At 42.4% G+C, this 25,752-nt stretch carries 22 protein-coding genes; 4 read left to right on the forward strand and 18 right to left on the reverse strand.

All coding sequences use genetic code 11. The features are described from left to right. Nucleotides 1–106: 106 nt before the first annotated feature. Genes secE through DWY63_RS11970 form a run of 3 tightly spaced genes read right to left on the reverse strand, consistent with a single transcriptional unit; the run spans nt 107 to nt 2,365 of the window. The gene (gene secE / locus DWY63_RS19130) at nt 107–289 is read right to left on the reverse strand and encodes a preprotein translocase subunit SecE (RefSeq protein ID WP_117802271.1); all 183 of its coding nucleotides are present in this window, start codon (nt 287–289) and stop codon (nt 107–109) included. Further along, the gene (locus tag DWY63_RS11965; protein ID WP_158568365.1) at nt 289–1,584 is read right to left on the reverse strand and encodes a preprotein translocase subunit SecY; all 1,296 of its coding nucleotides are present in this window, start codon (nt 1,582–1,584) and stop codon (nt 289–291) included. The genes secE and DWY63_RS11965 overlap by 1 nt, the downstream gene beginning before the upstream one ends. 10 nt (nt 1,585–1,594) lie before the next feature. Continuing rightward, complete coding sequence (locus tag DWY63_RS11970; RefSeq protein ID WP_117802273.1) at nt 1,595–2,365, reverse strand: hypothetical protein; 771 nt, start codon at nt 2,363–2,365, stop codon at nt 1,595–1,597. A gap of 227 nt (nt 2,366–2,592) precedes the next feature. On the opposite strand from DWY63_RS11970, the gene DWY63_RS11980 reads away from it, so the two are divergent. Then, nucleotides 2,593–2,820, forward strand: a complete 228-nt coding sequence (locus tag DWY63_RS11980; protein WP_117802275.1) for a hypothetical protein — start codon at nt 2,593–2,595, stop codon at nt 2,818–2,820. A 14-nt stretch (nt 2,821–2,834) separates the two neighbouring features. Beyond that, nucleotides 2,835–3,878, forward strand: coding sequence for a sigma-70 family RNA polymerase sigma factor (locus DWY63_RS11985; RefSeq protein WP_117802276.1), 1,044 nt, complete (start codon nt 2,835–2,837; stop codon nt 3,876–3,878). 43 nt (nt 3,879–3,921) lie between these two features. On the opposite strand, the gene DWY63_RS17885 is transcribed toward DWY63_RS11985, so the two are convergent. From DWY63_RS17885 to DWY63_RS12020, 8 genes are all read right to left on the reverse strand, one after another. Beyond that, the gene (locus DWY63_RS17885) at nt 3,922–4,164 is read right to left on the reverse strand and encodes a hypothetical protein (protein WP_147343071.1); all 243 of its coding nucleotides are present in this window, start codon (nt 4,162–4,164) and stop codon (nt 3,922–3,924) included. 33 nt (nt 4,165–4,197) lie between these two features. Then, nucleotides 4,198–5,613, reverse strand: coding sequence for a CAP domain-containing protein (locus DWY63_RS11990; protein WP_117802277.1), 1,416 nt, complete (start codon nt 5,611–5,613; stop codon nt 4,198–4,200). A gap of 71 nt (nt 5,614–5,684) precedes the next feature. Further along, entirely contained in the window at nt 5,685–6,740 is a 1,056-nt protein-coding gene (locus DWY63_RS11995; RefSeq protein WP_117802278.1) for a hypothetical protein, read from the reverse strand. Nucleotides 6,741–6,758: 18 nt separating this feature from the next. Next, nucleotides 6,759–8,468, reverse strand: coding sequence for a single-stranded-DNA-specific exonuclease RecJ (locus DWY63_RS12000; RefSeq protein WP_158568366.1), 1,710 nt, complete (start codon nt 8,466–8,468; stop codon nt 6,759–6,761). Between the two features lie 176 nt (nt 8,469–8,644). Beyond that, on the reverse strand, nt 8,645–10,510 hold the full coding sequence (locus tag DWY63_RS12005; RefSeq protein ID WP_158568367.1) for an ATP-dependent helicase: 1,866 nt from the start codon (nt 10,508–10,510) through the stop codon (nt 8,645–8,647). After that, nucleotides 10,503–11,465, reverse strand: a complete 963-nt coding sequence (locus DWY63_RS12010) for a 3'-5' exoribonuclease YhaM family protein (protein WP_117802281.1) — start codon at nt 11,463–11,465, stop codon at nt 10,503–10,505. The genes DWY63_RS12005 and DWY63_RS12010 overlap by 8 nt, the downstream gene beginning before the upstream one ends. Before the next feature lie 166 nt (nt 11,466–11,631). Then, the gene (locus tag DWY63_RS12015; RefSeq protein ID WP_330415480.1) at nt 11,632–12,534 is read right to left on the reverse strand and encodes an Rpn family recombination-promoting nuclease/putative transposase; all 903 of its coding nucleotides are present in this window, start codon (nt 12,532–12,534) and stop codon (nt 11,632–11,634) included. A 215-nt stretch (nt 12,535–12,749) separates the two neighbouring features. Then, the gene (locus DWY63_RS12020; RefSeq protein ID WP_117802282.1) at nt 12,750–13,271 is read right to left on the reverse strand and encodes a hypothetical protein; all 522 of its coding nucleotides are present in this window, start codon (nt 13,269–13,271) and stop codon (nt 12,750–12,752) included. 144 nt (nt 13,272–13,415) lie between these two features. Between DWY63_RS12020 and DWY63_RS12025 the strand changes: the two genes are divergently transcribed. Continuing rightward, the gene (locus DWY63_RS12025) at nt 13,416–14,510 is read left to right on the forward strand and encodes a DUF4317 family protein (protein WP_117802283.1); all 1,095 of its coding nucleotides are present in this window, start codon (nt 13,416–13,418) and stop codon (nt 14,508–14,510) included. Nucleotides 14,511–15,349: 839 nt separating this feature from the next. Here the strand turns inward: DWY63_RS12025 and DWY63_RS12030 are convergent. From DWY63_RS12030 to DWY63_RS12055, 6 genes are all read right to left on the reverse strand, one after another. Beyond that, the gene (locus DWY63_RS12030) at nt 15,350–16,117 is read right to left on the reverse strand and encodes a hypothetical protein (protein ID WP_117802284.1); all 768 of its coding nucleotides are present in this window, start codon (nt 16,115–16,117) and stop codon (nt 15,350–15,352) included. Between the two features lie 18 nt (nt 16,118–16,135). After that, nucleotides 16,136–16,801 carry a hypothetical protein gene (locus tag DWY63_RS12035; RefSeq protein WP_117802285.1) on the reverse strand — a complete coding sequence of 222 codons (666 nt, stop codon included), beginning with the start codon at nt 16,799–16,801 and terminating at the stop codon, nt 16,136–16,138. A gap of 22 nt (nt 16,802–16,823) precedes the next feature. Beyond that, on the reverse strand, nt 16,824–17,921 hold the full coding sequence (locus DWY63_RS12040) for a hypothetical protein (protein WP_117508921.1): 1,098 nt from the start codon (nt 17,919–17,921) through the stop codon (nt 16,824–16,826). 188 nt (nt 17,922–18,109) lie between these two features. Then, nucleotides 18,110–19,744 (reverse strand): ABC transporter ATP-binding protein, encoded by a 1,635-nt coding sequence (locus tag DWY63_RS12045; RefSeq protein ID WP_117802286.1) that lies wholly within the window; start codon nt 19,742–19,744, stop codon nt 18,110–18,112. Beyond that, nucleotides 19,744–21,474 (reverse strand): ABC transporter ATP-binding protein, encoded by a 1,731-nt coding sequence (locus DWY63_RS12050; RefSeq protein WP_117802287.1) that lies wholly within the window; start codon nt 21,472–21,474, stop codon nt 19,744–19,746. Before DWY63_RS12050 ends, DWY63_RS12045 begins: the two co-directional genes overlap by 1 nt. Beyond that, nucleotides 21,464–21,976, reverse strand: coding sequence for a MarR family winged helix-turn-helix transcriptional regulator (locus DWY63_RS12055; protein WP_117802288.1), 513 nt, complete (start codon nt 21,974–21,976; stop codon nt 21,464–21,466). Before DWY63_RS12055 ends, DWY63_RS12050 begins: the two co-directional genes overlap by 11 nt. Before the next feature lie 190 nt (nt 21,977–22,166). Here DWY63_RS12055 and DWY63_RS12060 point away from each other — a divergent pair, with 190 nt between their 5' ends. Then, nucleotides 22,167–23,567 (forward strand): sodium-dependent transporter, encoded by a 1,401-nt coding sequence (locus tag DWY63_RS12060; RefSeq protein ID WP_117508917.1) that lies wholly within the window; start codon nt 22,167–22,169, stop codon nt 23,565–23,567. A 204-nt stretch (nt 23,568–23,771) separates the two neighbouring features. On the opposite strand, the gene DWY63_RS12065 is transcribed toward DWY63_RS12060, so the two are convergent. Beyond that, a complete protein-coding gene (locus DWY63_RS12065; RefSeq protein WP_117802289.1) occupies nt 23,772–25,526 on the reverse strand; it encodes a glycoside hydrolase family 13 protein in 1,755 nt (584 codons plus the stop codon). Nucleotides 25,527–25,752 lie beyond the last annotated feature (226 nt).

Genomic DNA, 25,752 nt, shown 5'->3' on the forward strand with positions numbered 1-25,752 from the left:
TTCATGCTCCTGTCATCTGTTTCTTTTGCGGTTCAGTAATAGTATTCCGAAAACCTCCAAAAATAAGTCCGAAAAGACACCAGAGCTTTTCCCTGGTGTCTCATCGTTAAAACAGGACTCGGAAGATGAATGTAATTCCTTCATGGAATCCAAATAAAAACGCAGAAAGGACAATGCAAAAGAGAAGAACATACAATGTATCAAAAAAAAGCTCTTTTCCTTTTGGAAAATACATCTTCTGCAGGATTGCTGCGAGTTTCTTTCCTTTTTTAAATTCTGGTTTTTTCATCAGAAAATTCCTCCTTTTTCCAACATAGAACTGTATTTTCCATTCTGAGACTTGGCAATGCACTGGGTTCGAAATTCCAGACTCACACCCACAGTTATGACGATAGATGTTCCGAGAAAAGCGATTCCACTTAAATGCCAAATACCGGATAATACTGCCGGAACCATTGCGATAACGCACAATCCAACTGCTCCAATCAAAACTACTTCGTTCGATTTTTTATGCAGGTATGCTGCTGTTTCCTTACCCGGACGGATAGAATAGATGTTTGCCCCCTTCTTTTTGAGGTCCATAGCAACCTCCGTTGGGTTAAAAATAATTTCTGCATAATAGGAAGAGAATCCAATAATCATCGCAATGTAGAATATCGCTCCGATGCTATAGTAGAAATTATCTTTCTGAAACCAATACGATGTATTCAAAAACTTTAAGGCAGTTAAATTTTCCTTCCCAATAAATGCAGCAATCATAGAAGGAAATGTTAAAATAGATGATGCAAAAATAATTGGAACTACGGTTCCCGGGCAGGCTTTAAGTGGCAAGGTACTTTTCATAGATGTCCCTTTAATTTTCTGTGAATGCGTAATCGGAATGCGTCTTTCGGCAGCCTGCAGGCATACGGTATACGCAAATAATGCAATAACAAAGAGGACAATCAGGATACTTGAAATCACTTTATGTACCATTTGCTTTCCAGAAATCATCGTCTGATATACAGACAATGCATCGCTCGGATACGATGCCAGAATATTGAATAATAAGATCAGCGACGAGCCATTGAAATCATATTTCTTACGAATCAGCTCACCTGCTAAACTTGCAGCAACTGATCCAGCCGTCCAGATAAGCATGACAAGTAAGATCCAATACCCTTTTGCCGAAACAAGCAGTCCTTTTTTGCCGAACGAAAAGGCAATCATACTGCTCTCCATCAATGCCACAAAGCCACCCAGCACAAGAGTAATGATATGAATCCGCTTCCGTTCATCCTCCATGCCCTTTTCCATTTCGTGAATGCGAGGATAGATGACTCCAGCCAGCTGAACCATAATAGACGCTGTAATATATGGAGTTATTGATAATGCCATAATAGACATCCCGGACAGACCATTTCCCGTCATGGCATCGATAAAAGTTAATGCGGAATTGTTGTGAATGAGTGTTTTAAAGTAATCCGGATTTGTTCCCGGCGTAGGAATCGTTGCCAATAAGCGAATTCCCATTAAAATCATGAAAGAATACAGGCATTCTTTTCTGACCTGTTTAGATTTGAAAATTGATTTCCATGTTTTCATTTTTTTCTCCTTATGACTGCGCTGGAACATCCGCGGAAGGTACTGAAAAGATAAAGTCGGCCCCTTCTAATTCCGGCAAAATGTTCATCAATTCTTTTTCTTTTGCTGCAATTTCCTTTTGGCTTTCTTCTTGTAACAGAATTTCCATCATCTGATCTATGTTTTTCATGAGGCATTCAGGTGGAATTTGTTTTCCCAAGGAAACCTGATTCAAAATTCGATTACACACTTGATGCCTTGCTTCCGTTCTGCAACGTTCTTTTTTGGTTGGATAGACAATCTGATCCTTTGTGATTTGCGGAATTCCATTTCCAAAGTTAATCGTCATCGGCGTGGCCGTTTTTTCCATCAGCGATTTCCACAATTTCGTCTTAGCATTATTCGGATCTTCATATTCCGCTTCACTAACGGAATACTCTTCCAGCCGATGAAAAGCTTTCAAAAATTCATTTTGCATACAAGAAATTGCAAAATAGGTGTAATCTGCCTCTGTAAACACCTGTCCATAAACCTGCAGATTATATTGAGTCTTTAACCCCTGCAATTGTGCCACACGAATCTCCTCTTCAATGCGGTTGCAGGCACACGCGTAAATGGAAACCGTTGGGTCCCGCGTATACACATTCAAAGCAACTTTGTCCACCAAAAAAGCAATTTCATTGCCTAACAGTTTCGCGTATGTCCGCGCCCTGATTTTGTTGACAGACATGCTTATCTTTTTGATTTCCTGTATCATGCATGCCAAGTCCGTACCTCGTAAGCGATACCCTCTTAATACCATACCTATTCCTCCTTTATAAATTTTTAGGTGCATAGATAGTATTGAAAATAAAATAAAAATTTTGTTTTCACGTACGAGAAAAAACGGGATTTTCCATTTTTTTTCCATTTTTTTCGTACGTGAATACCGAAAATTTGAAAATGGTAGCTGGATATAATATAATGAACTCACGGAGACGGAAAATAGTAGCAAAATGCTTTTTTACATAATGTCGGAAGGAGGCCACAATGACAAAGTATGATTTATATAAAAGCATTACTCTTTTCCTCTTGTATCAGGTTCCTGAAAATACAAGTGCATCTGATGTAGAAATTTACAAAGTTTGGCGCAACATGAGCGGAAATTTTCTCGTCGATGATACTTTTGTTGCATCACTTTTAGAATATGTGCATGCTAAGAAACATGAAGATCGGAATGTCATGAAGGCATTAGCACAAATTGATGGATTTATCTAATTAAGGAGGATACTATGGTAGATGTTGAAAAAGAAATGATGAAAGAAATTATGGCAGATTATCATTCAGGCGACCCGCGGAAAGTGGCGTCAGCAAAAGAGCAGATTTTAAGCAAAGCGCAGCGCCTGATCACATTTATGATCAAAAAATACTACCCTACATATATACCCAGATACTACGATGAATTGTATCAGGAATGTATGGTCGCTCTGTACGATGCTATCCCCAAATTTAATCCTGAACGTGCGACATTATCAACTTATCTGACAAAACCACTCCACCGGGCAATGTCCGCATACATCCACAGCCTAACTAATCGCTCCAATTCATACTATGGCAAACAGATGGATGATGTAAGACATGCTATTCACGTTCTGGAAACAGAAGGAAAACGCACTACTGAATCAAATATTGCGTTATATACGAATTATTCGCTCCGTCAGGTTCATGATATTTTATTCAGGCTGACTTATATTGACGAAGTATCCTATGACGGTACCGATGACGAAGATTCTCAGTCCAAACAGGATCATCTGGAAGCAAAAATGACATCTTATGTCAAAAACCCGGAGACAGAATATATTGAGGGTCAGGCTTCGCTACTCTTAAACACGGCCCTTACAAAGCTTAATCCTACAGACCTTAAAATTTTAATGACAAAATTTGACAGTTCTGAAACCGGAGAGGCTTCCTATGCTTCAACAGCAAAAAAGCTGGGGCTTCCAGTCTCCAAAGTCAAACGGTCTATTACCAGATCTCTCCGAATTTTGCGTAATGATGATGGATTAAAAGATTGGTTCGAATACCAGAATAATGACTACAACAGCGTTGACGGTGATTTGGTTGGACTCGGATTATCAGATGAGCAGTTAAATGATTATGAAGAAATGGATAACGATATTATGGTGTCCATCGGAATTTCTCCTGAAGAGCCGACATCCAAAGCACGAACTCCTAAGAAACGCATTTCCTTTAGCGTAACTATCGACGGTGATTTTTCGGATAGTATTATCCTTAAAGTGCAGGGAAATGGTCAGATCAAGAAAGAATATGTATAAAAGAAAGCTTCCGGAACTTTTTTATGTTTCCGGAAGCTTTCTTTCATCTCTTTTTCTTTTTTACTTTTGCTTTTTCAGTCATCATAGCATGTGCAAATTCTGTCGCATCTTCATAGATCACTACAACAGGAACTGTATAATCTACACAAAAAATTGCCAGCAAATCGTCTGCGCGAATTTTTGTTTTTCCCTGCATTATATATGTATGAGATGTGCATTGTTCTGCAGCTCTTGAAAATCGAATAATATCATCTACTGTTTTAAATTGCATTACCGTTTCTGTCATATCCCCGCCCTTTCTCCGGAATAAACGATTCGTTTACTCCAAGTACACTTCTGCAATATAGTCCTGATTATTCTTCTCTACAATGGCGATACCAACCTGCGTATAGCCGGTAGACATTCTCAAATCTCTGCTTCCCTCATTTGATTGGAACTTAGCATCGATTTCATCGGCTGATTTCACGCTGACTTTCCACACATTTTCAGAAATATCATCGCCATTTCCACCATATTTTTGAGCCATCTCCGACAATGTTCCATATAGTGGAGAATCATCAGAGCTATAATCATATATAGCCATATCAGCGGCTTTCAAAACAGCCAATTTATAGGTAAGACTATTGGTGTTCATTTGCAATTGCCCTAATCCGGCACTTGCACGATCTGCATTCAATTTTGCCAACAGTTCAGCCGCTTTTGTTGTGTCATAACTTACTTTTCCCGACACTCTTGCTACTTCAGCATCTATTGTGTCTGCTGCTGATGCCGCGGAAGGATCTTCTGAAACATTAAGCTTTTCCCGGCTTACCTCATATGGGCCGTCTTTTTGGGTGCTTATAAGGGTTCCATTTGTGTCATATACGCTTGTAACGGTGGTCTTATATGTGATACAATATCCATCTTCTGTTTTGGTACTTACATTGGTTTCTGTTTTCGTATAAGTACCATCACCATTATCAATCTGGCTGGATTCTGCTCCACTGCCGCCTACGATAACACCGTTATTTTCTGAACTTTGAGTTCCATCACTGGAATCTGCCGATAGGTCACCCTGATTTGCGTTATCTTTTTTTGCTTCGGACCATTCCTGTAAGTCTGAGGTGGAACTTTGTGGGGGATCTGTTACCTTCCATACATAGTTCTCCCCATCCTTTACTCTCTCCCGATACCCAGTAAGGACTCCATTATCATTGTATAGTCCATACACATTTCCTGATTTATGCACATAATGCGTCGTATCAATTGTCGTGGCATCGGCTCCATCATCCAACGGAACCCCGTTTTCGTTTACAGGCACGTATGCGTACGATCCATCTCCATTACGTACATATTGCTGATAAGAAGAATTTCCATCTTTATCCGTTACTTTGTATACATGATCCAGTCCATCCACTTTCTCATAATGCTCTGCATTAGGATCTTCAATATCCGTCCATAACCAAGAACCGTCTTCCTGCTGTGTTCGATGACGGTATCCAACGATATTTCCCGAATCATCCAATACCATATAGACCTCATCCTCACCAGCTACGGGAAGATAATTAACTGGGATTTCCGGGTCTAGTGTCCATTCTTCTTCAGCTGTTGGAGCAGTATACCGCGTTTCATACCATGCCACCTGCTGCTCGCCTTGCACATTATTGGGACGATTAATGGGCATTCGGAGTTTAATCCCCCACGCTGAGAAAAATACAATAAGCAGTGCTATAAAAGTAAAGAATAATTTTTTCATAAAAAGGCCTCCTCCAGATTAGTATTGTAAAATAGGGCGCATGATTAAATTCATACGCCCTGCAATTCGTTTTACTCAATGATTTCAAGACATTTTGCTCCGCCTCTGTACGGAGTTACCCTCATTTTTATTTGTGTTTTTCCTGAATTGCATGCCTGAGATACAATTTCGGCTGTATTTTGGTCAAAAAAGCATACCCACTGCTTCGTATCCATCAGGATCTTTGCAACATAACCTTCTGTAGTGGCTACTGGAAAGGTCAATACGGTTACTGTTTTTTTATATACACGCACATTATTCTGCTGCAAATTCGCACTATTTGAATTAGGAGCTTGTCCATATCCTTGTGGCTGCATGGATGGCGGTGTATTTTGAGCAGGCATTTCTCGCTGCCCTACTGATCCATAAGACTGCTGTGAAGGATTTCCTTGTCCGTTTTGATTATAATAATCAGGACTATAATAATCGGTTGGATTCGTGTAACTATCATTGTAATTATAGCCATTCTTCCTCTGACTATATTCATTTTCCATCTGTGCCAGTCCAAGAGGAATCAGATGCTGACCCGCAAGCATTTGAAAAACACGGATATAATCAGTCACTTTCCGTAAAAGATTCTTCAGATCTCTTTCGCTTAACCGGATAAACACAGCAACTCCTTCCTGAAAAGTCCCTTTTCTTTCGTAGAATGATCCTGCAATCTGTCCAGGAGCCGCCTGAGCAAATCCATTTTTTATGCACAGATAATATGGGTTTCGACTCAGTTCTCCATTTTGAGCTTTTTCTGTGTACTGCAGCGCAAAATGGAAGGACTTGCACATTCCGTTGAACTGACCACCTGTTTCTGGGTGTTTGCCATAGATTTTCTGGGCGAAAAAGGATTTTTTTGCTTGCATACAATCTTTAATTTCATAAATATCAGAAATTTCAAGGTTAAAATATGCGAATTTAGACTTATCGCCCTTTCCGCCGCTAAAATCCTGCAGGGCAATCCGAATATTCCCTTCGATCAGTTCTGCAAAACGTTCCAGTGGGGCTTCCCTGATATTGCACCAAAAACTCAATGTTTTTGTGCTTGTCCGCAATACTGCTGCCTGTGTTGTCGTTTCTTTATAATTTTTTGCCATTTTATTGTTACTCCTCATCTACATAAAATTCAGCATCGCGGAGAGTTCTTTTTTGAAACTTGTCTCCGTCTCAGCATTTTTACTTGCGCAAAAATCCAACATACGTAATCTCCGATGCTCTTTTCCATGAGAATATATTGTATACACTTCAAATGTCATATCAATCTTCTTGGGAGCATCCATCAGCAAATATTCTGCTGCCATCTGATAACCAGAACTTGGATACGGCATGGTAAAGAGTTTGATACTCTTACCGTCGCTTCCATTCTGCTCATAAAATTTTCCACGCACCGGGCTTAATTCAAGATTCCGGATAAAAAATACAGGTTCCGGATTTCCTTCGCCAAATGGTGCAAAGAACTCCATTTTTTCATACAGTTCCGGAATTTCTTCTTTTGTAACTTCCAAATCGTACAAAATACGCTTTTCTCGATACAGCACTGGAATATCAAGTTTTCTCACCTTGTTTCGGAACAACATAAGATTTTTTTCTGGTATTGTCATTCCTGCAGCGCCGGCATGTCCGCCGTAGGCAAAAAAATACTCCTTACACGGATCTAAAACCTGGTTCTTCAGATGGATATTTCCATATGTTCTTCCAGATCCTTTCAATTTCTCGCCATCCTGTGCATGCGCAAACACAATTACTGGACGCATATATTTTTCCGCCAGTTTTCCGGCAACAATACCCATAACACCTTCCGACACTTGTGTATCATAGATGATATATACCGCATCGTCAGCCAAGCATTGCTGAGATATTAATGCATCAGACCTTTCCAATGCTTCTTCTGTAATACGCCTACGATCTATATTTCTTTCAATAACAGTATCCGCAAGCGCATGCAACTTCAAAAGCTGTTCGTCGTAATCCAGTGCAAAAACATCCAATTCTTGCGACAGCAAATGGAAAATATCCATCGCCCCATCATCCAGCAATCGACCGGATGCGTTGCATACCGGACCTATTTTATAGCCATAGTCTTCGGCTGTAATCTTCTCCAGTCGCATTTTTCGGACTAGCGCAAGAACTCCAGACGTAGCAATTCCGCGATTGATTAGCTTCAGGCTCTGCCGAACCAGATAACGGTTTGCTCCGATCAGCGGAACGACATCTGCCACTGTAGCAATTCCAGCTAATACCAGCAACTTATCCAATAAATCCTTATTTGTTATAAGCATTTCCGCAAAGCGGTATGCGAGGCCTGCTCCGCAATAATGTTTAAAAGTAGACATTCCTTCACAGTGTGGGTCCACGATAATATCCGCGCACGGAAGTTTCTCTCCGCCTAAATGGTGATCCAGAATAATAACATCGATACCTTTATCTTTTGCTTTCTTTACGGCATCAATTGCTGCGATTCCATTATCCACCGTGATAATTAACCCACTTTCTGATTCGTCGATGATTTTTTCAGATAGTCCATAACCTTCTGAATACCTTCTTGGCAGCCTTACAGACACCTCTGCGTATTCAGCAAGGGAATTTGCCTTAAGATATGAAATGATTGCATCATACAGAATTGCTGATGCGTTCATCCCGTCTGCGTCATAATCACCCACGATTTTGATCTGCAGTATTTCTTTTTTTTCTGCAGCATCGTTTACTTTTTTCTTAAAAAAGTAAACCGCCCGATCCATATTATGAATATAAGGATTTGGCTGTGGTGTTAGAAATGCTTTCAGTGACATTCCTGTGTTTCGTTCAATAACTTCTTCCATTGTCATGCAAGAATCTCTTTTGGTATACTCTTTCATACTTATTTTCCTTTCTGGACATAATGTTTTTCAGATCTATTTATAGCTACTCCTTTCTTTTCATATTGACCTGATATTTATAGAATTGTTAATTGATCGCAAAACAAAAAGACCGGGATTATTCCCGATCCTTTTGCTTTTTGATTTCAGTATTTAAGATGTACGTCAAGATCTACCTTGTCACCTGTGTCTGACTCTGAGGATTTCAACTCTTTAATAAACGGAGAAATTTCCCCTGAATTTCCCTGATAAGACAATAACTGCAATTCTTTTTTTGCTCTTGTGCAGCCCACGTAGAACAAGCGGCGTTCCTCTTCCAGATCCTCTACAGTCCCCTGTTTTGCAAATGGAATCGTGTTCTTTACACAATTGAGGATATATACACGATCCCATTCCAGACCTTTTGAACGGTGAAGTGTTGACAAAGCGATTCCATCATGCTTTCGCAGTTGTTCCTGTAAAATGATTTTATGTTTTCGAACGTACGCATCCCATTCTTTCCAATCATTATGTTTTTCTGCATCCGCTTTATAACTGTTCCAGTAAAAATATAATTCTCCCGGAGACATATTTCGGTATTCTGCATAATCATGGAGAAATATTTTGTACCTGCCAAAACTTTCTAAAATCTTTAAGGTATCTACCGGATTTTTATCTTCAAGCTTTTTAAACAGATAAAACATATCTTCCACGCTATCCATTGCCTTTGATCTTTTCCATTTTCCGTCTGGAAGAGTGGCTGCCACATGCATCAGTTGTTTCAGTGACCCATCCGTTTTGAAGAAACGCGAATCAAATAGAAATCTTTGAGGATGATTTAGAATTCTATTCAAATCCATTTTGTTTCCTATACCGTTTCCCAATTTGTGATAACTCAAAATATCACGATAAATCCAATGGTCATACTTATCCTGTATAGGCTCTGTACACCAAAATGGGATTCTTTCTGTGATCAAAAGGTCACTTACCTGCACTGCTTCTTTATTGGTTCGGTATAATATGCTGGTATTACGATACTCGTCCATTGACATTTTCTTTTCAAGAATCATTTTTACCAGGCCCCGTTGTTCAGCATCTATATCATTATAGGTCTGATGATGCACAATCCCCTCTTCCTCATGACTCGCCAGAAATTCCTTATCGAATCTTTCCTTATTGTGATGGATCAAATTTGATGCACACTCAATAATCTTACGATCCGAACGATAATTCATGGACAGATGCAAGGATATTGCATTAGGATAATGTTCGGCAAATTTAAGCATGATTTCTGGCTTTGCACCACGAAATCCATAAATTGACTGATCATCATCGCCAACAACAGCAATATTTCCATTTTCTCCTGCCAAAAGATACAGAATGTCTCGCTGAAGATAATTTGTGTCCTGAAACTCATCAATCTGAATGTATTGATACCTTTCCTGTAGCCACTCCAAACACGTTTTATCGTTTTTCATCAATTCATATGCTTTCAGCAACATGTCATCATAGTCAATCTTACCTAAAGCATCTTTCCAGTTTTCGTACGCCTTAAACAGTTCATCGAACAGTTCTTTTTCACCGCAATTTGGTTCAAACTGGGCTAATGGACACATACTGTTTTTGCAAACAGCTATGTCTAAGAGCAGCGCTTTAATATATTCCACTTTATCCACGATTTCTTTGTGGCGGACCAGCTGCTGAAAGAAAAATTCGTAGATATCACCTGTTGCCAAAACACATTCCGCATCAAAATGTGCGAATTTCTTTAACGTAGCCAGGCAAAAAGAATGGATCGTGCAAAAAGTGACCATTCCATCCTCTGCATACTTCTTCCAGAATCTTTGCTTCATTTCTCCAGCAGCAGCGGTTGTGAATGTTACCATTAAAATGTTCTCTGCAGGGACTCCCTGCTGAATCATTTCATGGATTCTTCCCAGCAGAGTTGTTGTTTTTCCACTGCCGGGGCAAGCCACTAAAATCAGCTGCCCCTTAATTGTCTCAATTGCTTTTTGCTGTTCTTCGTTAAACATTTGCTTTTTCCTCCGCATTTGCAGCTGGTTTATACACTTTTACGCCAAGGCCAAAAATACGATCTGACATTTCGCCTGGATTAAGTGTCTTTTCGGCCTGCTCATACTGATACATAGACGCATCAATTACGTCAATTTCGTGTAACAGCATTGCTTCCTTGACTGCAGGCATGGTAATTGCACCATACTCTAACTGTCCGTGATGTGCAGCAATACAGTGCTTTAACAGACGGATTTTTTCTGCCGGATATGTAGGGTTTTCAAAATTCTTGCGGTCGATCATTTCGATAGCAAGCAATGTATGCCCAAACAGATTTCCATCAACCGTATATTCAGCCACACCTGTTGCATCTGTATCTAACTCCTGCAGTTTGCCAATATCATGCAGAATGACTGCTGAATACAGCAGTTCTTTATCAAAACGGTAAACTCTTGATAAAATGACTGCCGTTTTGAGCATTCTGAGCATGTGATACAGCAAGCCGCCATAGCAGTTATGATGGATCGTCTTTGCAGCTGCCCAATACAGCAGCTTATCCGCATTTTCATCCAAAATCTCCATAACCAGCGGATATAACTCCGTTTCAGAGATTTCTTTTGAAAGGATACTCTTGATTTCGTCCATCATGTCCTGCGACGGAATAGGTGCTGTCAGAAGATAATCTTCCAGTTTTGCATCATCCGGAGCAGCCTGATACTCTTTGACTTCGTATGTTTCCACTCCATTATACAGCTTTTTGTACAACTGAACGGAAATTACACTCTTTTCCTGCACTTTGTAGATGTCTTTTTTCTCAGTGTTCCACAGATTTGCTGTGATGGCGATGGCTCCATCTAACAGATGAAACGTGCAAAATGGCTTTTTAGATTTTGTTTCCCTCTCTTCGATGGCTCCAAGGAATGCGACGGTCCATGTGGCTGTGTCGAGGGAGATTTCTTTGAACTTTGGATACATAATTTTTTCCTCTCTTTCTTGTTAAGACAAATTGTTTTCCAGACCATATGATATTTAAGCTCCTCTCATGCTTATTGATCTGATTATATATAGTATGTAGAAATCACCCATAAATAAAAGACACCCGGATACCTCCTCTCTTGAGAAGTATCCGGGTATCTATTGTTTAAATCATCAAAAAGCCTTTTTTCTTCTTGATTTCATCTAACTCTTCTGGAGTCATTCCTGTGCTTTTCATGATTTGTACGTCTGAAACTTTGTTTTCTATTAGAGATTCAATCATTCTATTAAATCTCTTTCTTTCTTCTGCCTTTTCCATTTCACGACCTTTTACAATACCTTCTTTTTCTCCTTTTTCACGGCCTTCTTCTATAAGTTCTTCCATTACACTACTCATGTCCACGACCCCTTTCTTCGTTTCTTTAAAATATCGTACACGTTCAGCTAAGATACTGTACTTCATGTTATCCGCATTGACGCAGAAAAAGTCATGCATTAGCTTTCCCAACGCTGTTTCATCTTGGATTTGAGCATTGACATAAATAATATGTGCCTCATCATTAAAGTTTTTGCCTGTTTCCTTCACGATTCTGTCAATATGATAAATAGGATGCCCTGCCTGCATAACATCATTTTCTGTGATAAAAATGACGTACGTTTCCTTGAGGTTTTCATATTGATTACCAGCCTCCGTTATGTTCGCATCTAAGAGGCTGCTATTATAGCGCGCTCTTTTGGCCTGCGCTCCATGATCATTTTTCTGGACCTCGATATTGTATATCTTTCCAGAATCATCTACCGCCAGAATATCCAGCCGGACAGCTCTTCCTTGAAGATTGCTAATCCCATGCTGTAAATTAACATTTTCCACATGCAAATCCGTCCTGTCCAAGATGATTTGAAGCAGTAGTTCGACACAGCTTTTGTCTTCAAACACTTTATTCATAAACACATCATCAATCAAGCGAAATTGACGGATACGTTGCAAATCAGCTTCTTGCTTTTTCGTAAGATCAAAGGGATCAACTTGTTCTCCCATAGATTCCTTTTCTTTTGAATAGTCTAACATAATTTTTTCTCCTTTACAATCATCACTCCATTTTTGATTGATTTATTTCCATCAAAAAGCAAATGGATCATGTAAAGAAGCAGATTTTTTTAATCCTAAGTACATAGATTTTCCTCCTTTTAGACAAATTGTTTTTCAGATCTGATTTCGTTCTCCTTTCTTGATATTTGATCTGATATGAATAGAATGGAAAATCTTATTAAAAACAAATGTTCTTAGGACTCAGCGCCATTTTCTTCCTGTGAAATATATTTTTGGGCCTGCTGCTCCATAAATTGCTGAATTTCTTCCTCACTCATATGATACGATTCTGCAAATTCCTCTATCGTCTGTTGTTGCTCGGCAGCGAGATCTTCTAAGATCATATTAAGTTCCTGCTTTTTCGCTTCAAAGTGTTTGGAAGTATATTGCGTAAAGCCTTCCGCCTGGCTTACCTGCTCCCATAAATTGATTTCATCTTTGGTCATATTGGCCTGATCCTGTGTAATCCATATTCCTTCCAAAGTTCTTTCCCTTAATTCTTCAAAGGAATCCATATCCAAATATTGTTGGATAAAATCATCGGATAATTCGGGAGTAACATGATATTCTTCAGCTTTTGCTTCAACATTCTTTTCCATTTGCTGTTCTACAGACTTCTGATCCGGAACAACAATAGCCGGAGGGCTTGCTGGTTCCATAGAACATGCTGTCAAACATGTACTCAGCACCACAAAAACGATTATTTTCTTTGACATATGATCACACCTTTCATATCATTTTTCTTTTCCATATAAGAATGTCAAAAAGCGGCAAAGATAAGAAAAATCTCCTACGTGAAATTTATTATTTTAAATAGTTTCAATACTATAGATATACATATATAAAGGAGGCCACTATAAATGAATAGAAAAGAAATCGCAGAAATTCGAAAGCTGCTCTGCATGCAAAGAAACCCAATTCACACTATCTACGGATGTTATGTTAATTCTGAGAAAGATCTCTTATCTGAATTCAAGCATCCGGCCTTATCCCTTCCAGAGGATGAACTTTTCAAATATCTGGACATCTTCAGAAAAGCTCTTGCCGGAAAGAAGGAAAAAAATTTAACACAGGTGGATTTTCCTCTGTCGGAAGAATCTGCCGGTGGAACACAACACTTTTTATATCAATTCTGCAATGGAACGGGTGATATTCAGGAAGATGCGTTGGAAGAATTGTATGGAATCATCGTAGAAAATTATACTACAGTAGAAAACTATGCTATCCTTGTCGCTCTGGGGGCTTATGATGTACCGGGAAAGGCTACGGACGGAACGATAATGGATGATGCCTCCGAAACCACTTATTGCTTCATAATCTGCTGTATTTGCCCTGTTAAAAAGACAAGCAATGATCTCGGATATAATGAGAAGGAAGCCATTTTTGAAAATCTCGTCCGACTAGAAAAGGTCGCTCCGCCTGAAAATGCGTTTTTGTTTCCTTCTTTCGATGATCGCGCTTCAAACTGCCATTCTCTTCTCTATTATTCAAGAAGGGATATGCACGCGGAGTTCGTTGCAAACGGACTTAACTGTCAGCTCCCGTTATGGGAACCCGATCAAAAACAGTATTTTCAGACAGCTGTTGATACTGCCTTTTCGTCACAGTACACTGTAGAAACAGCCATTGAACTTTATCAGAACATCTGTGAAAAAGCGGAAGAATTGGAAGATCCAACAATCTCTAAAAACGGTTTACATCATATTCTGGAACAATGCGGCGCTACGGAAGACGATTTAAACGCATTTGACAGGGAGTTCCCAGATAATGTTGTCTTACATTCAAACAGCATCATTGATACCCGCAAATGCACCATATCCGCCTATGGCATGACGCTCAAAATCGACCGAGATCAGTTGGATCTGCTCGAAACAAGAAATATTGATGGACAAACATATCTTTGTATCCCCATCACGAACAACTTTCGTGTGAACGATGTTGAAATTAAGGGATAAGAAAAAGGACGGCAGCCATAGGTACTGTCGTCCTTTTCAATGTTTTCATTTCATACGATAAAATTTCTCCTCAGAGTAAAGGAGGGAGAGTCCCGCAGGCTCCTCCCCCGTCTGTAGGCTTCACAAGTTTCTACAGAACGATCACCAAGCTTAGTATATGGCATTTTGAACGGTCTTTCAATGTTCCAAGGCCTTCCCATACCATATTAGCTCAGAATCATTCTATGCTATTGTATAGCTTTCCGCAGATCTTTTTATTCCTGAACTGCATCTGATTAGATGTCTGTGACACTCCAATCTGCTCCATAATTTATCAGATTTCTAGCCCATAGAATAAAATTTTGCCTTAAAATAAACAACTTTCGTGTGCGCGTAATCGTGTAAAAAAAATATAACGAGTTTCATTTTCCGACCATCTTTGTACCACTGACACGTTTCCGTTTCCTGCAACTCGGTGCAATTTGGTGCAACATTGAATTCTTCTTAAATATCTGTGGTTCCACTAAAACACTGTATTTAAGCCTTAAAACAGTTTCGTTTAACAAGAGTAGTATATCATAGGCGAAAGCTTCTCACACTGATCCAGCGCATCCTGTGCTGTCACAGGCCGCGTGGACATCAGTGCCGGCGCTTTTACCGCTGTGTTTTTTGTTTCTGTATCGTTCATTTGTATTTCATACCTTTTCTCAAAAATAAATATAAGAAGTATAACAAACGTCATACCTGCACAATTTTAGCATGAAACCAGAAATTGTGCAAGATTCACAAGCGTATAAAATGCCCCCTTCCTGTCAGTGGTTTTTTCTCAAAACCAGCCGTCCAGGAAGCGAGCATTCCCTTTAATTTTTCTTTTTTTGTCTCCATTTTGAGAAAGACGAACCAATCAACAGGATCAGCACAAAAACAACGGCAATCGTTTCATAAATCTGCACGCCGGTGTTGACAGGATTGTCGTCAATTGAGCGGTAATCGCGCTCCAGACGCCACAGCATCGCCATCCGGTCCATGAAATCAATCTGCCGCGCGCCGTCCGTCTCGGTCTTAAAGACGGCACAGTAAAGATTCGTGTACCACTGGTCAAGAAGACTGACCCCTGATCGCCCGATCTTTCCGCTGCCGATCTCCTCGTCATTTTCATCATACAGAATCCTGCCGCTTCTCGAACTCTGGTAATCGAGCGGCGTTTCATCTACATCAAGGAAAATCAGTCTTGTATCTTTTCCATAGGAGGTATCTACATACTGCTCCTGCGCATAGCCAAGACACGTACCGGATGCGTCGTAATAGCCGTACGTCGTGCCGGAGCCTTCTCTGTCATTGATGGGCTCATCCTCCACATAGTCAATCGAAAACCACTCCTCCTCGTTGATATAGACCGTATTCTTCTGAAGATAGCCCGCCACTTTTCCGTCTGCCACAATCTTCGTCTTTCGTTTACTTCCATACAGGTCAAAGTAGATTTCTATGGTTTCTGCCGATGTAAGCGCCTCTTTTGCCTCATCCGCAGTTGCAAACTCAGATTCCGGCACTTTTTCTTTTCCGCAGCCGCCAAGCACCAGAGCGGCGGCAAGAAAAAGACCAGCGGCTGTATATATTCTCTTTTTCAACTGCCTTTTTCCTCCGCCTTACTTGTTATCTTTGTAATACTCATTTGCCTCATCGTACATCATATCGAGCAAGGCGTATTTATCCTGGAAATCCATCACCTGCGTACCGTTATCCTCCAGGTTCACATAGAGATTGCACTGTGAACCGGACCAGTCCATCTCTTTTTTCGCAGAACCGATCACCGTTCCGCCCTCTGTATAAATGGTATGTCCATCCTCTGATGCGTAATATGGTTTTTCGTTCAGATCTGCATCGAGAAAAATAATGTAATACGCTTCCGGCATCTGATCCGGTGTCGTCACGCGCTCCTGTGCATAGCCAAGCAGGTTGTTGTCCGGATCATAGAATGCATAGGTAGTAGCAGATTTTGTCATCTTATTGATTTCTTCGTCCGTCACAATTTTCATATGGAACCATTCTTCGCCGGAAATAGAGATCGTCCAGGTCTGATCAAAGAGACCGCTGTTTTTCATATACGCGGCAACCTTTTCATCCGCATAAATGTTTCCCGAAGCGTCAACGTTATCCAGATCACAGCGCATGCGGACGGACGAAGCCGATGCAAGGGCTTCTTTTGCCACATCCGCGTTTTCATACCCTAACTTTTCTTCTGCCGCCGAGCAGCCGCACAGAAGCAGAAGTCCTGCTGTAAAACCCAAAAACAATTTTGTCGTTTTTCTCATAGATTCCCCTCTCTTTCTTTTGTCAGGACCGATTGGAAAGACCGCCGTCCTTGTCGCGTGCCAGTTCTCTTGCCGCCATCACAGCGAGTGCGGTCAGCTGCGGCAGATATTTTGCATCGTAGACAATCAGAAACGCATTGTCGAACATGATGTTTCCGACGGTAAGATCCATATTGTCGACGATGGCGCCGATCATAGTTCCGTTCAGTTTTACCGAGTAATTGTGGCCGATGGAGCCGGCGTATTCCCGGAGTTCCAGTTTTCCCTCCGGCAGTTCCATCGAGAACTGATCCCGTACGAGTGCAAACTGCTTTTTCAACACACCATACGGCTCGCCGTACAGATAAAAACGGTACGTCGGCAGCGCGTGGAGCAGTTCCTTCGTCATACGGAAGATTTCGGTGTGCATCGCATCGTAGATATAAAATGTTTTCAGCGGCACGGTGCTGTCGATCTCGTAAACCAGGTTTCCGTCTGTATCCTCCAGATCGAAATGCTGGCCCGTCAGGCGGTAATCCTCCGTGAAAGTGTAAATCTGGGACGCCGAAATCTTCTGAAACGGCTGTACCGTTCCAGTTTTGACGAAATGCTCCAGATTCGCTTTTAATTCGCTCTGGAACATCATCAGATCGGAATGGTAGCTTAGATGGTCTGCGAGGTTCTCTGCAACATCTTCATGAATCGGATACACGGGTGTGGTGAGTTTCTTTTTGATAAAGCCTTCGATGAAGGAATATCCCAAATAACCGACATGACCGTCTTTGGTCAGCCAGAAGTAGAGATATTCTCCCTTGGCGTCCGGTCCGAAAACGAGTGCTTTCTGCCGCATCGTGTAGAATTTTGCAAGCCATGCAGAACCGAACGGTGTATCGACGTTCTTGTAAGCCTCATAAAATTCTTCGATTTTCCGCGGCTTCTCCATGGAGATCATGGCAATCATATCCGTCATGGAATTGTAGTTCTCCGGGGTTGCCATGGACCAGATGGCAATGCCGAAAATCAGGACAACCGTGGCGATGGTGAGTGTGATCGTCTCTCCGTAGCCGACCGCCATCAGATAGATGCCCAGCAGCGTGACAGCGCCGCCTGCGATGCGGAATTTCCATTTTCTCTTTTTCAACTGAATACCGCCTCCTCTCTTTTCGTTACTTTTATTGTACTTGCTCCCCTTTTTTGTGTCAATTGAAACTCGCTCCTCCGCTCTATTTTGTTCTGCCTGGCGGGACAAAGAAAGCGTGTCGGCGCATCTTTTTTTGTCAGAATGCATCCGGCACGCTTTGTTTCAAAAATTTAATGAACGAAAAGAAATTATGAAATTGGAATCACGCGTCCCGTTTCTGCCATAGTTCGGTGGGAAATGGAAATTACGGTACGGTTTTTGGAAACCCTTTGCAATGCATTTAATACCATTTTTTCCGTCTCTGCATCAAGGTTTGCGGTAATCTCATCGAGGAGCAGAATTTCAGGCTCCGCTGCGGCTGCACGGGCAATCGAGAGGAGCTGCCACTGACCCTGTGAGAAGAGATCCTGTGTACAGATCGTATCATATTGGTCCGGAAGCGCCTCGATGGTCTTTGCAAGTCCGGTCAGCTCTGCTGCTTTTTTTACATCTGTATCCGAAATCTTTGCATCATACAAAGTAATCTGGTCTTTTACCGATCCCGGCACCATGTGGAACGACTGCTCCACATAGCCGAAAACCTTTCGTTTCTTCGCATCCGGCAGATCGACAGATGGAACGCCCCAAATCAGAACCATTCCTTTCTGTGGCTCATATAAACCGAGCAGCAGTTTGAAAATAGTACTCTTTCCGGCACCCGTTCGTCCCAAAAGTGTTACCTGCTCGCCTTTTTTGATCTGCAGACTTACATCGTTTAAGATGACCTGGCTTTCGTCATATCCAAACGTCACATTTTTTAGCTCAGCCGCTATGCCGTAATCTGTATTTTCAGTCAGCGCAGCCGGCTCTTTCTTCTCTTCCAGGCTGTAAAATTCATTGATTCTTTCCATACCGGCAAACGCAGACTGAATTGTCTGGATTTCCATACCAAGACTTTCGACCGGAGCAAAGATCTGGGAAATATAGTTTATAACAGCAACGGCGGTTCCGGCGGACATGCCGAACAGCTTTAAAACGGTCGGATTGCCGGAGGCCGAAAGCAGCATGACAACAGCAACAACAATGGCATTTAAAATCAGGATGACCGGAGAATAGACGGCATCGTAAAAATTGGTCTTCTCCATTGCGCTGTAGCTGTCATCAATATAGTGCGCATACTGCTGCTCCATATACGTCTCTTTCTGCAGACAGTGGATGGTACGGATGTTGTGCAGCGTCTCCGGAACGTGACCCGAAGCACGGCTGACTGCACGGCGATTGGCAATCTGGGAGGCCAGCATGTTTTTCTGGATGTAACGGGTAAAGAGGAACAGAACAGGGAGTAAAATAATCAGAACAATCGTAAGTCCACGATTAGTCACCCAGATGACGGCAAGAATGCTTAAGATTTTGCACGCATCAGCAAACATACTGATGATCCCGGAGGTAAACAGGTTTTCCACTGTGTCGACGTCACCGACAAATCTTGATACGAGAGCGCCCGGCTCCTGGCGGTTCAGCTCGTTGGTGGAAAGGCGTCCGAACTTTTCCATCAGACTGCTTCGGAGTGCATGTGTAATTTTCTGGCCGAATACCGTCAGAAGACTCTCTCGTGCCGACTCCAGAAGACCCGTCAGAGCAAGAAGTCCGAAATACAGCAGAATTCCTTCCATCCAGAGGGTATGCTTCTTTGTCAAAAGGTCAATCAGCTGTGCCAGCACAAGAGGCGGGAGCAGTGCGAAAATAACCGCACCGCAGACGACTCCCAAAAGTGCGGCTGATAAAACGCCGTGTTTTCGAACGGTTTCTTTGATTACCCGCAATACAGATTCTTTCTTTTGCATCAAAAGCTGCCTCCCTTCCTCTGATTGCTGCAGAGCTCTGCGTAAGACGGAACTGTTGCAAGGAGTTCCTCATGTGTGCCGACTTTCGCATGGCGCTCATCCATCCAGATGACCTGATCCATCTGATCAAACAGATAGAGGCGATGGGAAATGAGGATTATAATAGAGTCTTTTGCCAGCTCCTTTAAATTTACAAAAATTTGTGCCTCCGTCTCTTTGTCGAGTGCCGAAAACGGATCGTCGAGAACCAGAACCGGCCGTTTGTGGTACAGGGTTCGCGCAAGGGCAAGGCGCTGCGCCTGACCACCGGAGAGGCGGACACCGCCCGTTCCGACCAGAGTATGGATTCCGTTTTCCATTGCTTTCACTTCATCTTCCAGGCAGACGACTCGGATCATCTCCTCTGCGCCCTCTTTTCCCCCGAGACGGATATTCTCTTCCACACTTCCATGGAACAGCTCCTGGTCATGGCCAAGATAACCGACCATGCGGTTCCGGTCTGCTTTTTCCATTTTTTCAAGTTCTTTTCCGCCGAAGGTGATGCTTCCCTCATACGGCGACTCGCAGAGAAAAGTCTTTCCAAGCGTTGACTTTCCGCATGCGACAGGTCCCGTCACACCGATGATCTGGCCAGGAGCCGCCTGAAACGACAGGTCATGGATGATCTCTTTTCCGTTTGGATAGGCAAAATGCAGGTGATCGACGTTAAGCTCTGCAGGCGCTGCGGCTGGAAGCTCCGGTTCTGTTTTGGAATTCTGCAGCAAAGGTTTGATTCGTTTCCAGGAAACCTGCGCTTTATGTACCGCATTAAAAAGCTTCGCAGCGCTCGATGATTTGGTGGCAAGCTTTGTGTAGCAGGACAAAAACGTGGTAAATACGGCGATGTTCCACGGTGTCCACCCCTCATGCAGGACGTTCCTGCCTCCAAAATACAGGATAAACAGAATGCTCGTCATCGAGATCATACGATAAATCGGCGGCATAGCTGTGTTCCAGATATTGGCGCGCACAGCGGCAGATTCGTAAGCCGAAAGATTCTCCTCATAAGCGGCCTTTCTGTCCTCCTCACAGCCAAAGACACGATACGTGATGGCATTTGTCGCACGTTCCAGGGTTGCAGCACTTAATGCACCCGACTGTACCTTATAGGCAGCGCCCGTTTTCTGTACCATGACCTTCATCTTTTCGGCAATCACGTAGGAAATGGGTGGGAAAATCATGCAGAGCAGCGCCAGGCGCCAGTCGTACCAGAGCAGCATACACGCATAGGCGAGAAGAGCAACACCGGTATCAAAGATTTCCGTTGTAAATTTCCGCATTCCTTCTACGCAATCGTCTACATCGAGAATGGCCTTCGTCAGTACATTTCCGGTACCTTCTGCTTCCAGCTCCAAACGGCTTTTGCGAACCAGCGTTCCGTAAAGAATCTGCTTCATATGCCGGTTGACGTTGTTGGCAAATCTTCTGACATAGAACCGTTTGAAATAGCGGGAAACCTGCACAATGCCAATACTCACGACATAGGCCGTGACCAGCATCAGCATCTGGTGGAAGGTTCCTGTGCCGCCGAGGAGATCAACCAGCTTTCCTGTCATTTTTCCCTCAAACCAGGGGCCTGCAAGAAGTCCCAGGTTATAGATGAGACCGGAAACCGTAACAAAAAAGAGAATTTTCCATTCTTCCTGAAAGTAAGAGAGCATCCGGTTCGGGCGAAAGGTTTCATCTTTCATCGCTGCTGCCTCCTTCTGCTGTTACTTTTATTGTTTTATCTGCTTTTTCACTTAAAATTTTTGAAAGTTCCGCAAAATGATTCTGCCGTTCTCTCTTCGATTTCCAGTACAGCTTGTCCAGTGTTTCGCAGAAGCTTTCTGCCTCCTTTTCCGGAAGCTCCAAAAGCAGCCATTCATAAAAAACCGTTTCAATTTCTGCTTTGGAATTTTTCAAAGTTTCTGCTTTTTCCGTAGCATACAGAAGCTGGCTTCTGCCGTCCCACGGATTCGGTTTCCGGATCAGATATCCCTTTGCCTCAAGGCTTGCAGCGCGTCTTGCAGCAGCTCCTTTATCAATCTTTAACTGTTCGCGCACTTCCGTCTGCGTGATGCCCGGATGATGGCGCACCAGATGGATAAAGTCAAATTCTGCCGTACCGATGCCTTCTTCTTTCATTGCCTGCACCGTAAATTTCCCGGCTTCCCGCGCTATTTTTGTTATTTTCCGTTCTGTTGGATCCATTTTTCTGTTCCTCCTGTCCATTCTCGATCTGTTTCAAATAGATGCATATACAACTAATTAGATGATAGTACAACTAATTGAAATTGTCAATCTATAGATCTTCTGGTTGACGAAGTATCGTCCGAACTTTATAATAGAAGTATTCGGCTGTTAAAAACAGTCAGTCTATCAATAAGGAGATGTATCTTATATGGAAAAGAAACATACGCGCGGCAGCTTTACCGGATCGATCGGCTTCGTGCTTGCTGCTGCAGGAAGCGCGGTTGGACTGGGAAATATCTGGCGTTTCCCTTATCTTGCCGCAAAAGACGGAGGCGGAACCTTTATTTTAGTTTATATCGTACTGGCTCTGACCTTTGGATTTACCCTGCTGACAACTGATATTGCCATCGGAAGAAAAACCGGACAAAGTCCGCTTGTCGCTTACGGTAAGATTCACCCGGGCTGGAACGGTCTTGGCCTTCTCGCCAGTATCGTGCCGGTTGTCATCCTGCCTTACTACTGCTCCATTGGCGGCTGGGTATTAAAATATCTGTCTGTGTTTCTCACCGGACATGGCACTGCTGCTGCCGAGGATGGTTACTTTACCGGCTATATTACCGGTACATGGCAGCCGATTGTGTGGTTGGGAATCTATCTTTTTCTTACCGCATTCGTTGTATATCGTGGTGTCAATAAGGGAATTGAAAACTACAGCAAAATTCTGATGCCGATCCTTCTGATTTTAATCATCGGAATTTCTGTTTTTTCTCTGACCCTGACCCATACCGACGCAGACGGTGTCGTCCGTACGGGACTGCAGGGTATGAAAATTTATCTTGTTCCAAATTTTAAAGGAATGACGCCGCAGAAATTTTTCACCGTCTTTGTCGATGCACTCGGACAGCTTTTCTTTTCGATCAGCGTTGCGATGGGTATCATGGTTGCCTACGGTTCCTACGTAAAAAAAGAAACAAACCTGATGAAATCGATCAATCAGATTGAGATTTTTGACACCATCGTTGCGCTGCTTGCCGGTTTGATGATCGTTCCTGCTGTATTTACCTTTATGGGAGCAGAGGGTATGTCCGCTGGCCCTGGTCTGATGTTTGTCTCCCTGCCGAAGGTCTTTCAGTCCATGGGAGCAGCAGGCGGCGTAATCGGAACCATTTTCTTTCTTATGGTCTCCTTTGCAGCCATTACATCTTCCGTATCGGTCATGGAGTCCATTGTTTCCTGTATGATCGACAAATTTCACATCAGCAGAAAGAAAAGCACGGTTATTGTAACCGTTTATGCATGTCTCGTCGGTATCATCGTATGCCTCGGCTACAATGCGCTTTATTTTGAACTGAAGCTTCCAAATGGCGCAACGGCTCAGATCCTGGATGTCATGGATTTCATCAGCAATAACCTTCTGATGCCGCTTGTCGCACTTCTCTCCTGTATTCTGATCGGATGGGTTGTAAAGCCGCAGGTCATCATCGATGAGGTGACGCTGGGAGGATATAAGTTCGGTCGAAAGAGGCTGTATATCGTCATGGTGAAGTTTATTGCACCCGTGCTCCTTGCCGCACTGCTGCTGCAGTCGTTCGGTATTTTAAACGTCTGATCACTGCGATACCAGATTGCTATGTGCTTTGCACTCACGCAATCTTCAAAAACATTCGTAATCCGCTCATTTTCCTTCGAAAAATGGCTCCTTACTTATGTTTTTGGCGAGGCAAGAGATCAAAAAAGCATGTTTTCCGGTGGCTTTTCCAGAAAACATGCTTTTTTTGTGCCTGTCTGCACATATTTCTAACAGGTGAAACCCTTACATCCTGCGAATTAACGTTCCATTTACACCAAGTATCTCTCCATCAAATTCCCGGGCAAAAAGTACTTCCCCGTCTCCTTTTACTTTTATCTCCTCATCCGATGCGTTGAGCAGAACTTCGATTTTATTTCCCTCTTCGTCTAGTTTAATATACTCTACACACCGATCATTTTCATAACCATTCGGAAAATGGAAATGCAGGCTTCTGCACACTTTTTCATTTCTTCGAAGCATGATCAGTTTCCGCATCGTTGCAATTTTTTTCTGATTCTCTTCGCTTTCAATTTCACTCCAAGGCATACATCTTCTGCAGTCCGGATCATGAGCGCCTTCCATTGCGATCTCCGTTCCATAATAAATACAGGGGCTTCCCGGAAGCGTAAAAAGGATTGCAAGCTGCTGGTAGAACTTGTCCAGATCGTGAAAACGGTTCATCAGCCTCTCGGTATCGTGGGAATCCAGGAGATTAAAAAGTACATCGTTATTCTGCTGCATATACATAGTATAGCAACGGTTTACCATATATTCAAATTCTTCTTTTTTCATTGTTTTATCAAGAAAGAAATCATGGATTCCACTCAGCAGCGGGTAGTTCATGACAGAATCATATTCATCTCCCTGCAGCCACTGGCTTGCATCATGCCAGATTTCCCCCAGAAGATAAATATCCGGCTTTATCGTTTTTAAATGCTCTCTTATCCGCTTTAAGAACCTGTGCGACACTTCGTTTCCTACATCGAAACGAATTCCGTCGATATCAAACTCCCGTACCCAGTCCTCACAGATTTTACAGAAATACTGTATCACCTCTTCGTTGTTTGTGTTCAGCTTTGGCATCCCGTCTGTAAATGCAAAGGAATAGAACCGTCGGTCTCTGGTGTCTCCCCTTTTTTGAACCTGTTCCCAGTCCTCTACCATAAACCAGTCCGCATAACGAGACTCTTTTCCATGCTCCAGGATATCTATCCACGGCTCAAATTTTCTTCCACTATGATTAAACACTGCATCTACCATAATGCGGATTCCTTTTTCATGTGCTTCTTTGCAAAGCACTTTCATTGTATCCGCATCGCCAAAAAACGGATCTATTTTTGTATAATCGGTCGTGTCATATTTGTGGTTGGATTCTGCTTTCATGATCGGATTCAGATAAATACCGGTAATCCCAAGTTCCTGCAGATACGATAATCTCTGACGGATCCCTTCCAGGTTTCCTCCGAATTTTTCTTCGTTTGTTACGGTTCCGTGATTTCTCCAGGGTGTGATATCATCTCCGTTTTTTTCCGGTGTCCCGTTGCAGAACCGATCCGGGAAAATCTGATACCAGATCGTTTCGTTTACCCATGCCGGTGTGCGATTGATATCTGCCGGGTTCATCCAGGGTACAATAAAGCACTGCTGCATACGGCCATCCATCCGGAGCTGTTCTTCTGTCAGGAAACCATCCTCAAAATAATACCAGACTTCCTTTTCCGTCCGCAACTCGAAATAATATTTGCATCTTTTGTATTCCGGAAGAAGCGTTGTTGTCCACCAGATCTGATAAGGCAGACGTTTTTTATATATGATTTCCTCTCTTTTCCCGATCCACCTTTCTTTTCCGCCCAAAATTCCGGCTTCGTAAGGATCGCCGTAATGGATAAAAACCTGTTTTACGTCATATCCTGTCTTGATATTGACAATCAGTCTGTCCTCATCCAGAGCATAACTCATCTGTTCTGAAGTTTTATGGTATACACCGCTAAATTCCATCTCATTTTCCTCCCGCATAGCTCTAAGGCTGTTTTTGCATCCTTGTAAGAAACACGATCACTTTTTTTGTTTCGTATTGTTTCGTATCTTTACTATAAGCCTTTTTTATTTCTTCGTCAATCAATTTCCATTTTCCCCTGCACTTTCGTAAAATTCAGATAATTTTCAGGATGATTTTTGTGCAGGATGCTTTCTTTTTTCGAAACTTAACGAAACATTTCTTTTT

This window comes from Blautia sp. AF26-2 (assembly GCF_003460955.1).
GTDB classification, from domain to species: Bacteria; Bacillota; Clostridia; order Lachnospirales; family Lachnospiraceae; genus Fusicatenibacter; species Fusicatenibacter saccharivorans.